General features: G+C 72.0%; 12 protein-coding genes. 2 read left to right on the top strand and 10 right to left on the bottom strand.

Annotation, left to right across the window (positions count from 1 at the left end; translation table 11 throughout):
* Window positions 1–2 precede the first annotated feature (2 nt).
* From gatC to QWI33_RS06845, 3 genes are all read right to left on the bottom strand, one after another.
* The gene (gene gatC / locus QWI33_RS06835) at window positions 3–302 is read right to left on the bottom strand and encodes an Asp-tRNA(Asn)/Glu-tRNA(Gln) amidotransferase subunit GatC (RefSeq protein ID WP_289956196.1); all 300 of its coding nucleotides are present in this window, start codon (window positions 300–302) and stop codon (window positions 3–5) included.
* Between the two features lie 353 nt (window positions 303–655).
* Window positions 656–2,569, bottom strand: coding sequence for an ABC transporter ATP-binding protein (locus QWI33_RS06840; protein WP_289956197.1), 1,914 nt, complete (start codon window positions 2,567–2,569; stop codon window positions 656–658).
* Window positions 2,566–4,320 (bottom strand): ABC transporter ATP-binding protein, encoded by a 1,755-nt coding sequence (locus QWI33_RS06845; protein WP_289956199.1) that lies wholly within the window; start codon window positions 4,318–4,320, stop codon window positions 2,566–2,568. The genes QWI33_RS06840 and QWI33_RS06845 overlap by 4 nt, the downstream gene beginning before the upstream one ends.
* A gap of 378 nt (window positions 4,321–4,698) precedes the next feature.
* Here QWI33_RS06845 and QWI33_RS06850 point away from each other — a divergent pair, with 378 nt between their 5' ends.
* A complete protein-coding gene (locus tag QWI33_RS06850; protein ID WP_289956200.1) occupies window positions 4,699–5,286 on the top strand; it encodes an alpha/beta fold hydrolase in 588 nt (195 codons plus the stop codon).
* Between the two features lie 13 nt (window positions 5,287–5,299).
* Here QWI33_RS06850 and QWI33_RS06855 read toward each other — a convergent pair whose 3' ends face one another.
* Window positions 5,300–5,920 (bottom strand): tyrosine-protein phosphatase, encoded by a 621-nt coding sequence (locus QWI33_RS06855; protein WP_289956202.1) that lies wholly within the window; start codon window positions 5,918–5,920, stop codon window positions 5,300–5,302.
* A 36-nt stretch (window positions 5,921–5,956) separates the two neighbouring features.
* Window positions 5,957–6,763: a helix-turn-helix domain-containing protein gene (locus QWI33_RS06860; RefSeq protein ID WP_289956203.1), complete on the bottom strand. Its 807-nt coding sequence runs from the start codon at window positions 6,761–6,763 to the stop codon at window positions 5,957–5,959.
* Window positions 6,764–6,888: 125 nt separating this feature from the next.
* On the opposite strand from QWI33_RS06860, the gene QWI33_RS06865 reads away from it, so the two are divergent.
* Window positions 6,889–7,254, top strand: coding sequence for a nuclear transport factor 2 family protein (locus QWI33_RS06865; protein WP_289956205.1), 366 nt, complete (start codon window positions 6,889–6,891; stop codon window positions 7,252–7,254).
* Window positions 7,255–7,292: 38 nt separating this feature from the next.
* Here the strand turns inward: QWI33_RS06865 and QWI33_RS06870 are convergent, their stop codons facing one another.
* The 5 genes from QWI33_RS06870 to erm form a co-directional block, all read right to left on the bottom strand.
* A complete protein-coding gene (locus QWI33_RS06870) occupies window positions 7,293–8,069 on the bottom strand; it encodes a protein phosphatase 2C domain-containing protein (protein WP_289956206.1) in 777 nt (258 codons plus the stop codon).
* Window positions 8,070–8,108: 39 nt separating this feature from the next.
* Entirely contained in the window at window positions 8,109–9,830 is a 1,722-nt protein-coding gene (locus QWI33_RS06875; protein WP_289957200.1) for an ABC transporter ATP-binding protein, read from the bottom strand.
* A gap of 140 nt (window positions 9,831–9,970) precedes the next feature.
* Window positions 9,971–11,659 (bottom strand): ABC transporter transmembrane domain-containing protein, encoded by a 1,689-nt coding sequence (locus QWI33_RS06880; protein WP_289956209.1) that lies wholly within the window; start codon window positions 11,657–11,659, stop codon window positions 9,971–9,973.
* Window positions 11,660–11,708: 49 nt separating this feature from the next.
* Complete coding sequence (locus tag QWI33_RS06885; RefSeq protein ID WP_289956211.1) at window positions 11,709–12,833, bottom strand: hypothetical protein; 1,125 nt, start codon at window positions 12,831–12,833, stop codon at window positions 11,709–11,711.
* A gap of 82 nt (window positions 12,834–12,915) precedes the next feature.
* Complete coding sequence (gene erm, locus QWI33_RS06890; RefSeq protein ID WP_289956212.1) at window positions 12,916–13,719, bottom strand: 23S ribosomal RNA methyltransferase Erm; 804 nt, start codon at window positions 13,717–13,719, stop codon at window positions 12,916–12,918.
* Window positions 13,720–13,744 lie beyond the last annotated feature (25 nt).

Here is a 13,744-nt window from a genome sequence, read left to right on the forward strand (position 1 = left end):
GTCTAGGCCTCCTCGTCCAGGATGCGCGGAACGCGGAAGCGGTCCTCGAAGGTGTCGGGCCCGCCCGCGAGCGCCGCGTCGCGGGGCAGGGACGGCTGGGGCTGGTCTTCCCGGAAGACGTTCACCAGCGGCACCGCGTGCGAGGTCGGCTGGACGCCGTCCGTGTTCACTTCGGCGAGCGTCTTCATCGATTCGAGGATGACGTCGAGCTGGCCAGCGAAGGCGTCGAGCTCGTCATCGGTGACTTCGAGGCGGGCCAGTCGCGCCAGGTGCGCGACTTCCTCGCGTGAAATCGTACTCACGACAGGTGTTTCCTAACGGTTACTAGCTGCGGGAAGACCTGTCGAGTCTAGGCCGTGCGCGGTCGGCGCCCGAGGCGGGCACCGCCCAGTGTGGGGCGATCTGCTCAGCGGTTGCCGCGGGGTGTGACGGACGGATCGCGAAATTCGATCGACACCGGGGGTGTGAGCCTGAAACAGCCCCCTAGCCACTGGAGATGTGACGTGATACTCTTTCGTCACTGGTTCGGAACGGGTTTCCTGGTTTCCTTTCTGTTTCCTTGCTAAGAACGAGTCGGTGGGTGTTCCGACTTGTGGTGGTGTTCTCGAGCCAGTACAGGCCCCGGGCGGAAGCCCGGGGCCTGGTTCATTTTGTGCTACAAGGTATTCGTTGCAGCGGCGAACTCGCCCTCCGAAGCCGGCTCGGCCGTGTTCCCCTCGGATTTACGGCTCGATCCCTCACCGTGCTCTATAGATTTACGGCTCGATCCCTCGCCGTGCTCTATAGATTTACGGCTCGATCCCTCGCCGTGCCAGGCCCGCCAGAGCGCGGCGTAGTGGCCGTCGAGCGCGATCAGCTCGTCATGGCTGCCCAACTCGGCGACCCGGCCGTCCTCCACCACCGCGATGCGGTCCGCGTCGTGCGCGGTGTGGAGCCGGTGCGCGATCGCGATCACGGTGCGGCCCTCCAGGACGGCGCCGAGCGCGCGCTCGGTGTCGCGGGCGGCGCGCGGGTCGAGCATCGCCGTCGCCTCGTCGAGGATCACCACGTCGGGGTCGGCCAGGATGATCCGCGCCAGCGCGATCTGCTGGGCGCTCGCCGCGTCCAGCTCCCGGTTCTTGCCGCCCAGCGGCGTGTCGAGCCCTTCGGGCAGGTCGAAGGCCCAGTCCGCGCCGACTGCGGCCAGGGCGGCCTGCAGCTCCTCGTCGCTCGCCTCCGCTTTGGCGAGGATCAGGTTGTCGCGCAAGGAGGCCGTGAAGACGTGGTGCTCCTGGGTCACGAGGGTGACGCGCTTGCGGCGCTCGTCGAGCGGCAGCGCGGCGACGTCGACGCCGCCGATCGCGGCGCGGCCCTCGCGGGGCACGTCGGAGCCTGAGATCAGGCGCGCGAGCGTGGATTTGCCGGCGCCGGAAGGGCCCACGACGGCGAGTCGCTGGCCGGCGGGGACGGTCAGGGTGACGCCGTGGAGCACGTCCCGGGGGCTGGTCGGGTAGGCGTAGCGGACCTCGGTGAGGTCCACGGTGCCGTCGGTGGGGCGCTCGGTGGTGGCGTCCGCTTCGGCGTCCTCGGCTTCGGCGACGCCCTCGATGCGGGACATGGCCGCGAAGCCGCGCTGGACCTTCTCGACCCACATGAGGATGTGGTCGATCGGGAACATGATCTGGCGGGTCAGGACCGCGCAGGACGCGACCGTGCCGAGGGAGACCGATCCGTCGAAGTAGAACGCGCCGCCCACGAGGAGCACGGTCGCGGTCGGCAGGGCGTACGCGCCGTCGAGGAACGGGAAGTAGACGCTGCGCAGGAAGAGCGTGTAGCGGGCGGCCTTCCAGTGCTTGGCGACCGTGGCGTCGCCGGCGGCGTCGCGCTGCTCGCGGAGCCGGTAGGCCTCGGTGGTGCGGGCGCCGTCCGCGGAGGCGCCGATCGTGTCGCCGATGGCGGATTCGGCGGCGCGCTCGGCGAGGTAGCCGTCGCGGCCGCGCTTGAGGTACCAGCGGGTGCCGACGACCAGGGGCGGGACGACGACGAGCATGCACAGGCCGAGCAGCGGGCTCGCGATGAGCATGGCGCCGAAGAAGACCAGCACCTTCAGGATCGAGACGGTGACCTGCGGGAGGCCGTCGCGGAACAGGACGCCGGCCTCGGGGACGTCCGCCGAGGAGCGGGTCATGAGGTCGCCGGAGCCGGCCTGCTCGACCACCGGCATCGGCAGGCGCAGGGCGCGTTCGACGAACTGGACGCGCATGCGGGCCGAGAGGCGCTCGCCCAGGCGGTAGGACACGTACGTGCCGGCCCAGGTGAAGGCGACGACCACGACGATCGCGGCCACGATGCCGAGCGCGAGCCGGTCGATCTCGGCCGCGCCGGAGCCGGCGGTCAGCTGGTCAAGCATGTCCCCCAGCAGGATCGGCGCGACGGCCGCGGCGACGGCGGCCACCAGGTGGAGGCTGACCGCGACGATCGCGCGGCGGCGCTCGGAGCCGAGGAGCCGGAGGAACGCGCGGCGGACCGTCCGGGTGTCGGCGATCGGCAGCTGGTTCGTCTTCTTTTCGGGCGTGGCGGTGGCGGTCATTCAGTTCCCCGGGTGACGAGTGCGCGGTAGTCGGAGTGCTCGGCGACCAGTTCGCGGTGCGTGCCGCGGGCGACGACCTTGCCGCCCTGGACGAACGCGACCGTGTCGGCGCGGCCGAGCCACAGCGGCGAGGTCGTCGCGATGGCGGTGGCGCGGCCGCCGCGGGTCTCGGCGAGGCGCTCGACGATGCGGGCCTCGGTGTGGGAGTCGACCGCGGAGGTCGGCTCGTGCAGGAGCAGGGCTTCGGGGTCGGCGGCGATGGCGCGGGCGAGCCGCAGGCGCTGGCGCTGGCCGCCCGAGAGGGTGCGGGCCTGGTTCTCGACCTCGGTGTCGAGGCCTTCGGGGAGGGCTTCGACGACGTCGTGCGCCGAGGCGGCCTCGATGGCGGCGTCCACGCGGTCGATGCCGTCGCGGGCGGCGACCGCGGCGGCGACGGTGCCCGCGAAGAGGTAGGCGTCGTGGTCGGCGACGAGCACGCGGCGGCGCAGTTCGTCCCGGTCCAGTTGCGCCACAGGCACGGTGCCGAAGCGGGCTTCGGACTCGGTGAACCCGCCGAGCCGGTCGAAGACGGCGGCGACCTGCTCGGAGTCGGAGGAGGCGATGGCGAGGAGTTCACCGCCGGCGACGGTGAGGCCGGACTCGGGGTCGTGGAGTTCGGCGCCTTCGCGGGGGCCGGGCAGGGTCGCGGCGGAGGTCTCGCGTTCGGGGGTGTTGAGCAGTTCGCAGACCTTGCCGGCGGCGACGCGGCCCTCGATGATCCGGTAGGTGCAGCCGATGAGCCAGTGCACGGGCAGCAGCAGCGCGCCGGTGTAGCCGAACGCGGCGACCATCTGGCCCGGTGTCAGGTCCCCGGAGGCGACCTGGCGTGCGGAGATCCAGATGACGACGCCGAGGAGGATCGCGGGCGTGCCTTCGCCGAGGGAGTTGAGCCAGGCGGTGGGGCCGGCGACCTTGTAGCCGGCGGTGCGCAGGGCGTCCGAGTCGCGCCGGTAGGAGGCGTTGAAGCGGGCCTCGCCGCCGATGCCGCGCAGCACGCGCAGGCCCGAGACGATGTCGGAGGCGCGCTCGGTGATGTCGCCGACGCGTTCGCGGTACTGCTCCTGGCGGTCCTGGAGGCGGGTGAGCAGCGGGCCGGTGACGAGGCCGACGGCGAACACGCCGATGAAGATGGTGAGGCCCAGGGCGACCGAGGTGTTGAACAGGAGGACGCCGACCGCGATGAGGCCGACGAGGCAGCCCGCGGTGGGGGCGAGCGAGTCGACGGCCCACGAGATGCGGTTGATGTCGGTGGCGCCGACGCTCACGACCTCGCCGGTGGTGACCTTCTTGCGCAGGTCGTCGCCGAGGCGGTTGACCTTCCTGGTGGCGAGCTGCAGGACCCGGTAGGAGGCGTCGGCGCGCCAGAACACGGTGAGCCGGTGCGACCAGACGATCATCCCGGCGGTGGCGAACCCGGCGAGGACCATGCCGAGGGACCAGAACGCGAGGGCGTTCCAGTCGCGTTCGCGCAGACCGTGGTCGACGGCGCCGGTGAGGAAGAACGGGAGCACGGGCAGGGAGCCGAGCGCGATCCCGGAGGTGATGAGCGCCGCGAGCATGAGGCCCTTGCGGCGGGTGGCCAGCCATATGAGGAGCCGCCAGGGCGTGCCCGGCGGCTGCTCGGCCGTTGCGAGGGACGACGGGTCGCCCCTCGTCCCTTCGGGGAGCAACGGGTTGTCCAATGGCAGCTCGGGGGCGCGGAGGAACCTCACTAGCCGAGCGTAAAGGGAGGGTCCGACATCCGGCAATCGATTAACCCCCCGAAAGGGTGCCTGCCAGCGGTTTTCACCGTGCGTCGCGCTTCGTGCGAGACCGAGATCTCCCATTGCCGGGGACGAATCGGACCCACCGGAAATTTGGCTCACATCAGCTCGTAGACTCTGCGCGTCGCACCGGTATCAGATATCGCCGAGGAGGACCGCCATCCTGCAGCAGCACGGCCCCGACGGACCGCTGTCGGCGGACCCTCGATCGCGACACCGCTCCCTTTCCCTTGCGCCGCAACACCTGCGGTGCGCCTGACCCTGCCCTGCCCGGCCGACGACACCGCCCAGGACCTTTTCGCCGACCACCCGACAGGAGCCTCCGCCATGCCGGCGCTGCGTTTCGAAGACCTCCTCAAAGACCCCGACCGCGAGCGCGACGGCGACCGCTGGGGCGCCGAAGGCCGCCCGGTCCTCCTCCTCAACGAAGCCGGGGCCGACCGCTCGGCCTGGTGGCCCGTCGCCGCCCGCCTCGCCGACGAGCACGCCGTCGCCGTCCTGGACCTCCCCCCGGGCCGCTCGCTCGCGGCCCGCGCCGAGACCCTCGCCGCCTATGTCGCCGCCATGGGCACCCGCGCCCCGGTGATCGCCGGCCACGGCCCCGCGGCCCTGGTCGCCTCCCTCTTCGCGGCCCGCTACCTCGCCCACGCCGTCGTCAGCATCGAACAGCGCCTTGACGAACCGCACCACGACCCCGACACCGAACGCGCCCTCCACGAGATCACCGGCGGCCCCCGCCGGCTCCGATGCCGCTATCTGGCGATCTTCGCCGACGCCCCGCAGCCCGGCTATGAAGCCTGGCTCGGGCAGCGCATCCCCGGGGCCGCCTGCGCGGCCTACCGCACCGAAGGCGACCATCCCCACCTGAGCGACCCCGAGCGCTTCAGCGACGACATCAAGGCGATCGCCGCCTGACCCGAGGGCTGGGTCAAGGGGCGGTCAGGCGCCGCTGCACCGCTCGCAGGCGCCGTCGGTCCACTCCGGACTCGGTGAGGTAGGCGGTGACGCCCTGGTGCTCGCGGTCGAAGTGGTCGAGGAGGTCCCGCATGGTCTGCGGATCGGTGCCTTCGGTGAGTGCGTAGTCGGCGACGATGTCCTCGTGGGCCGCTCCCGCTGCGGCGAGGGCGAGCGCGGTGAGGATGCCGGTGCGGTCGCGGCCGCCGTGGCAGTGGATGAGGACCGGTCCCGGTGGGGCATCGGCGAGGGCGGTGAAGGCGGCGGCGACGCGTTCGGGCGCGTGCTCGACCTCGGGGCGGTAATCGTCGGGGGCAGTGGGGTCGAAGCCGGGGTAGACGCCGAGCAGCGGCAGGTTCAGGTAGATCTCGTCGTCCTCGAACGGGCTCGGGAACTCCCGGGCCTCCCAGCCGTGGCGCAGGTCGAGGATGCGGGCTACACCGAGTTCGCGGACGGCGGCGATGCCGTCCGCGGTGAGGAGGTCGTGATTGTCCGAGCGCAGCAGCGCCCGCATTCGGACGGTGGCGCCCCCGGCGAGCGGGGTGCCGCCGAGGTCGCGGGCGTTGACGCAGTCGGGCAGGTCCAGCAGCGGCATGTCGCTCCAAAGAGGCCGGAGACGGTGCCGCCGATGCTACCGGTGGTGCGGTGCGGCGTCCATTTGCAGGGCCGCAGCGGTTTCGGGGTCGGCGGGGAAGAACGATTCGATGGCGAGCTCGGCCACGGTGATGTCCATGGGGGTGCCGAAGACCGTGGTGGTGCTGAAGAAGGAGAGGACGCCGCTGCCGGTGTCGATCCGGAGCGGGACGACGAGGCTGTGCTGCGGGGCCGTGTCGACGCCGCCCGGGTACCCCCGCAGCTCTGCGCGCAGGCGCTCCAGATCGGGGTCCCCGGTGGCGCGGATCTGGTGGTCGAGGCGGGAGAGGATGTGGGCGCGCCACTGCGGGAGGTTGCGGATGCGGGGGGCGGCGCCTTGCGGGTGCAGGCTCAGGCGCAGGACGTTGACGGGCGGCTCGAGCAGGTCGGGCGCGCTGCCGGCGATGAGCCGGTCGATCGCGGGGTTCGCGTCGACCATGTTCCACTGCCGGTCGACCACGACGGCGGGGTAGGGCATGTGGCCGTCGAGGATCTGGATGAGGGCCTGGCCGATGCTTCCCATGGAGGGCTGGTCCAGTGAGGACTCGGTGTAGGCCGGGGCGTGGCCCGCGGCCATGAGGATGTCGTTGCGGTCGCGCAGGGGGACGTCCAGTTCCTCGCAGATCTTCAGGACCATCGCCGAGGTCGGCCGGGAGCGGCCGGTCTCGATGAAGCTCAGGTGGCGCGAGGAGATGCGGCACTGGATCGCCAGTTCCTGCTGCGTCAGGTGGCGCTGCGTGCGCCAGTGCCGGATGAGGTCGCCCGGGGTTCGGCGGGCTGCGTTGTCGGAGAGCGGTACTGCCATGCGGCCAGCCTAAACCCACAGGTAGCGCGGCTCATTACCTCCGAGGTAATCGACGGGAGGCGCGAACGGGGCGAAGCTTATGTCGTTCCCGGGAGACGCCGGGGCACCGAGAGACAGGGAATGACATGACCGACTTCAACGCCATCGCCGCCCAGTACATCAACGCCTTCAACGCGACCGACGAGACCGAGCGCAAGCGCCTCATCGCCGACGTGTTCACCACGGACGTCAGCTACATCGACCCCATGGCGGACGTCGAGGGCCACGACGGCGTCGACGCCTTCATCACCGGTGCGCACCAGCAGTTCCCCGGCTGGGTCTTCACCCTCATCGGCCCGGTCGACGGCCACGGGCAGCAGGCCCGCTTCACCTGGGGCCTCGGCCCCGAGGGCGTGGAGCCGCCGGTCGTGGGCTTCGACGTGGTCGTGGTCGACGGCGAGGGCCGCATCGGCCAGGTGCTCGGCTTCCTCGACAAGGTGCCCGGCGCGTAGCCGGTTCCGGGGGCGGGCGTCGGCCCGCCCCCGCACAGCTAGTGCAGATCGACGACGACGGCCGTGGCGTCGTCGTGCCGCTTGCCTTCCCACCGCTCAGGATCGGGGTCGGTGAGTTCGGCCCCGCGCACGGCGTCGATGAGCGCTTCGGGGCCGCGGTTGGTGGTCGCGAGGGTCATCAGATCGGCGTCGCGGTAGTCGTACCGGTTCGTCAAGCGTGTGATCCCGTTGGTGCACAGCAGGATGCGGCGCAGCTCAGCGATCGGCAGCCGGCCGGTGAAGGCGTGGTCGGCCGCTTCGGGCACCGCGCCGGCGAACCAGGCCCCGCCGGGCCGATTGCGGTACCGGGCGATGTACGCCTCGAGCCCGTCGGGGGTGTCCGGCGGTTCGGGGAGTTCGTCGACGCGGGTGTCGGTCTCGACGGCCACCCGGCCGGTCGTGTCCTCGAAGAGCACCGCGGCGTCACCGAGCACCAGCCATTCGAGGTCGTCGCGGACCAGGCGGGCCAGCGCCACGGTGGCTCCGGGCGACCGCGGGTGCGCCGTGTCGCACTCCGGGCCGTGGTCGGCGACCGTGGCGCTGACGGCCTCGCGCAGGATCGCTGCGAGCGTGCCCGCGCCCTGGTCGAGACCGTCGCGGAGGTGGGCGCCGAGCCGGTCGACGATCCAGGCGACGCCGTGGCCGCACCCGACGTCAACGCCCGCAGGCGGATTCGCGCCGTCGAGCACGAGAGCCCAGTCCGCGCCGGTCAAGGCCAGGTCCTGGTTCTCCGCTCCGGACCCGATGGCGGTGCCGTGCTTCGCTTCGAAGGTCATGCCGGACTCTGCCTGCTCAAGACGTGCCCCTTCACGATGTCAGGCACTCGTGCCGTGCCAGGTGTTCCAGAGGCGAGCATAGGTCCCGTTCGCTTGCAGGAGTGCATCGTGGCTGCCGAGTTCGGCGAGGACGCCGTCTTCGATGACGGCGATGCGGTCGGCGTCGTGCGCGGTGTGCAGGCGGTGGGCGATGCCGATCACGGTGCGGCCCTGCAGGACGGCTGCGAGCGCGCGCTCGGTGTCGCGGGCGGCGCGGGGGTCGAGCATCGCCGTGGCCTCGTCGAGGATCACGACGTCGGGGTCGGCGAGGATGATCCGCGCGAGGGCGATCTGCTGCGCGGCGGCCGGGTCGAGTGCCTTTGCGGTGCCGCCGAGTTCGGCGTCGAGGTCATCGGCCCACGCGGCGCCCACGGTCGTGAGCGCCTGGCGCAGTTCGGCATCGTCCGCGTCGGGCTTGGCGAGCGTGAGGTTGTCGCGGAGGGTCGCGGTGAAGACGTGGTGCTCCTGGGTCACGAGGGTGACGTGGCCGCGGCGCTCGCCCAGCGGGAGCGACGCGACGTCCACTCCCCCGATCTGGACCCGGCCCGAGGTGGGGGCGTCGATGCCCGAGACGAGTCGCGCGATGGTCGACTTGCCGGCACCGCTCGGGCCGACGACCGCGAGGCGCTCGCCCGCGGGGATCACCAGGTCGACGCCGTGGAGCACTTCGGGGCCGGTCGGATAGGCGAAGTGGACCGAGCCGAGTGCCACCGTGCCGTCGGCCGGGACGGCCGCGGCGGTGGCCGCCTCCTCGGTCTCGATGGCGGCCACGCCTTCGACCCGGGCGAACGACGCGAAGCCGCGCTGGAGCCATTCGACCATCATGAGCAGGAAGTTCATCGGGGTCATGATCTGGCGCGAGAGCACCGCGCACGCGGCGACCTCGCCGAGGCTCACGGTGCCGTGGAAGTACATCGCGCCGCCGAGCACGAGCACGGCCGACGCGGGGAGCACATAGGAGCTTTCGAGGGTCAGGAAGTAGATGCTGCGCAGGTAGAGCGTGTACTTGTTGGCGGCCCAGTGCGCGGCGATCGTGTCGTCGCCGTGGGCGATGCGCTCGGCTTCGAGGCGGTGCAGCTCGGCGGTGCGGGCGCCGTCGGCGGTCGCGGCGAGGGCCTCGCCGGAGCGGGACTCGGCGCGGGCCTGCGTCAGGTACCCGGCGCGGGCGCGCTTGAGGTACCAGCGGGCGCCCACCGCGATGAGCGGGACGGCCAGGAGCATGCACAGGGCGAGGAGGGCGTTCACCCAGACCATCGCTCCGATGTAGACGAGCGCCGTCAGGATGGCCACGGCCGCTTTCGGAAGCGCGTCGCGGATGAGGTTGCCCGACTGCGGGACGTCGACGGAGGCGCGGGTCATGAGGTCGCCCGACCCGGCCTGCTCGGCGGTGTGCAGTGGCAGGCGCAGGCACTGCTCGACGAAGCGCTCGCGCAGGCGCGCCGAGAGGCGTTCGCCGACGCGGTTCGCGGTGAAGCTCGCGAGCCAGGTCAGCGCGACCGCGGCGGCGATGGCCGCGGCCATGCCGGCGGCGAGCAGGTCGATGTCGCCGATGCCCTCGCCGCGGGAGAGGGCGTCGATCATGCGGCCCATCAGGAGCGGCGCGGCGGTCGAGGCCCCCGCGGCGGCCACGCGCAGAGCGATGGCGACGCCGACACGGGTGCGCTCGGAGAGCAGCAGCGCGACGAAGGCCCGGCGGACCCGGTCGGGCTCGGCGACGGGCAGTTCGGTCGGGTCGGCTTCGAAGGTCCGGGGTTCGGCGCCTTGGTTTTTCGAGCCTGAGTGCTTCGAGTCTGAGTTGTCTGAGGCTGGGTGTTTGGAACCTGGGTGTGTCGAGCCTGGGTGTGTTGAGCGCCGTCCGGTGGTCATGAGAGCTCCCGGTTCACTAGGGCCCGGTAGTCGGGGCGGGACGCGGTGAGCTCGGCGTGGGTGCCGGTCGCGGCGACCTCGCCGTCCTGGACGAAGGCCACCCGGTCGGCGCGGCCGAGCCAGAGCGGGGAGGCGCTGACGACCGCAGTGGTGCGGCCGTGGCGGAACCCGGTGAGGCGCTCGGTGATGCGGGCTTCGGTGTGGGAGTCCACTGCGGAGGTCGGTTCGAGGAGGAGCAGGACCTCGGGGTCGGCCGCGAGGGCGCGGGCGAGGCGCAGCCGTTGGCGCTGGCCTCCCGAGAGGGTGCGGGCCTGGTCGTCCATCTCGGCGTCGAGCCCGCCGGGGAGGGCGTCCACCACATCGTCCGCGGCGGCCGTGGTGACGGCGGCCTTCGCGTCGCCGCCGACGACGGCGGCGAGGGTCCCGGCGAAGAGGTAGGCGTCGTGGTCGCCCGGGAGGATGCGGCGGCGAAGCTCGTCAGTGTCCATGCGCGCCACTGGGGTTCGGCCGAACACGGCCGCAGAGGGGGCGAGGCCCGCGAGGCGGTCGAAGATCGCGGCGGCGGCGTCGGTGTCGGCGGTCGCGACGGCGGTCAGCCCCGGGGCGAGGGTGAGCCCGGATTCGGGGTCGTGGAGTTCGGCGCCGCTCTCGGGCCCCCGCAAGGGGTCCCGCGGCGCTTCGCGTTCGGGGAGGGCGAGGAGTTCGCAGACCTTCGCGCAGGCGACCTCGCCCTGGATGATGGTCATGGCGGTGCCCATGAGCCAGCGCACCGGCATGAGCAGCGCGGCGGTGTACCCGAATGCGGCGACCATCTGGCCGACGGTGATCTCGTCGGCGGCCACGAGGCGGGCGGCGATCCAGACGACCGCGCCGAGCAGGATCGCCGGTGCGCCTTCGGAGATCGCGTCGATCCAGGCGCCCGGGGCGGCGAGGCCGAAGCCGGACCGCTTGAGGCGCTGGGAGTCGCGGCGGTAGGCGGCGTTGAAGCGGTCCTCGCCGCCGACGCCGCGCAGCACGCGCAGGCCCGAGACGATGTCGGCGGCGCGTTCGGTGACGGCGCCGACGTCGCGGCGGTAGGTGCCGTACCGGGACTGGAGGCGGCGGAGCATCGGGCCGGTGAGCGCGGCGACGGCGATGACGCCGGTGAAGACGGTGAGGCCGAGGGCCGCGGACATGCCGAAGAGCAGCACGGCGACCGCGACGATGCCGGTGACGCAGCCGACGGTGGGCGCGAGCGATTCGATGGCGCGGCCGATCGAGACGACGTCGGTGACGCCGACGCTGACGACCGAGCCGGTGGTGGTCTGGCGGCGCAGGCGCGAGCCGAGGCGGGCGGTCTTGCGGGTGGCGAGCTGGAGGACCCGGTACTGGGCGTCGTGCCGCCACCAGACGGTCAGGCGGTGGTGGAGCACGATGCTCACGGCCGCAACGGATCCGGCGAGAGTGAGCGCTCCGGCCCAGGCGAGGAGGGCGCCCCAGTCGCGGCCGCGGATGCCGTCGTCCACTGCGCCGGTGAGGAAGATCGGCATGACGGGGACGAGGCCGAGGGAGAAGACCGCCGAGACGAGGACGGCCGCGGCGAGGCCTCTGCGGCGGGTGGCGAGCCAGGTGAAGAGCCGCCAGGAGGTGGTGGGCGGTTCGCCGGGGTCGTCTACGGGGAGTTCGGGTGCGCGGAGGAGTGACACAGGGCCAACGTAGCCACGCGCCGATCCGGTTGGCAAACGCTTAACAAGTTCAGTTCCCGGTGAGGCGCCCCAGCCAGCTCGAGCCGTTGCCCGAGGACTGCTGCTCGCGGCGGTCGCCGACGAACTCGACCACGATGTCCACCAGTTGCTCCGGGCTGTTCGTGGCGGTGATCGCGCGCGGGTGGAGGGCGGTGTGCGCGCCGGGGTGGTCGGAGTAGTACACGGCGGGCGTGGGGATGCCCGCGGCGACCATGCGGTCGAGAAGGCGCGTCCCGGCGGTGTCGCCCTCCGGCTCGGCTTCGCGACGCATGTCGGTGATGACGAGGTCGTACGAGCGCTTCGCCAAGGCGCGCATGGCTTCGTCAGTGGAGACGACGGGGTCCACAGTGATCCCGGCGGTGCGGAAGAGCCGGATCAGCGGCTCGTTCCACTCCTGGTTGTCGTCGGCCCACAGGATCGCGCCGCCTTGCAGGTCGCCGGCGGCGAGCGCGAGCTTCGTCGCGGCGCGCAGACTGCGGTTGTCCGGTTGGGCGGCCGGGTACGCGGGCGGCTGCTGGTATGCCGCAGGCAGTGGCTGGGCCCAGTAGGGGGCGTTCTGGCCCGGCGCGTAGTAGGCGCTGCCGTTGCCGGGCGGGACCGCGATCACCGGGTAGGTGGGCGGGATGTTGGGGATCTGCTGATTCGGGGCGGTCACCGTGGCGTGCGGATCGGGATCGGTCTGCACGGTGTCGGCGGGCGCGTCGGCCGGCGGGGTGGCGAGGAGGTCCGGCTTGGCTTCGGCGGGCGGCTCGGTGTGCACGGGCTCGTCGGCGTCGGCCGGTTCGTACTCCTCGTCGGCGGGCTCCTTGGCCGACGGGGACAGCGGCGGGTCGGTGCCGATCCCGTAGACCACGCCGTTCCCCGGGCGGACCTGCTGGGTCGGCAGGGGGTAGAGCGCGGCCCAGTCCGGTTCGACCGGCGGCGGCTGGAGCTGCTGCGCCGGGCCGCGGACGGCGGCCTGCTCGATGGCCTGCTGAGCGAGTTCCACAGTGACCCAAGGGGTCTCGACCTTGGTCATGCGCGGGGCCTGGGCGGTGAAGACCCGTTTGGCGATGGCCAGCGCGATGAAGCCGAACGCGACCCACAGGAAGGCCGGGAGCACCTTGATCAGTTCGATCCAGATGGCTTCGCTCATCATGGGCTCCAAAGAAGGGGTACCGGGGCCGGGCATCTCTACCTTAAACGGCCGACACCTCAGCCCCGGTACCGCAGGCGCCTCAACGGGTGAGGGCCTTGAAGAGCGCGATCCAGGCGTCCGGAGGGACGTGGCCGACGACTTGGTCGCGCGCGATGCCGGCTTCGGCGCAGGCCTGGTGCGCCACGCGTCTGGGGACGACGCGGCACAGGGACGCGGCGAGGGCGCCGCCGACGCCGGTGAAGCCGAGGTCCACGAGGTCGCGGTAGTCGGGCATGTCGCGGGGCCGGAGCAGGGGCTCGGGGCGGCGGCGGAGGTGGATCACGGCGGCGTCGACCTGCGGCACGGGCCGGAATTCGCGGCGGTCGATGCGCATGCCGATCGCGAACGCGAACTCGGGCCAGTGCTCGACGGTGAGGCGGCTCCAGCGGCCGTAGTCGCCGGTGTGCTTGCGGGCGAACTCGAGTTGCGTGACCAACGCGGCCGAGGTGAGGGTGCGGGCCCGGAGGCACCACCGGACGATGTCGGTGGTGATCCCGAAGGGCGCGTTGGCGACCACGCTGAAGGGTTCGCGCGGGGGCGTGACGTCGCGGAAGTCGGCCTCGTGGCAGCGGAAGTGCCCGTGGTGGCCGAGCCTTGAGCGCAGGCGTTCGACGAAGTGGCCGTCCTTCTCGTAGGCGGTGACGCGGCGGGCGCGGTCGAGCAGCGCCCTTGTGACCATGCCGTCGCCGGGGCCGACCTCGATCACGTGGTCGTCGGGGCAAAGGCCGGCGGTGTCGACGAAGGCGCGCGCGGTGTGCGCGTCGCGCAGGAAGTTCTGGGACAGTGCTTTGCGGTTGGAGAGGTTCCGTTGCTCTCGGGCACGCGGGAATTGGCTGCGGGACATGGGAAGTGCTCCATGGGACGAGTCG

It is taken from the genome of Glycomyces tritici, from assembly GCF_030403505.1.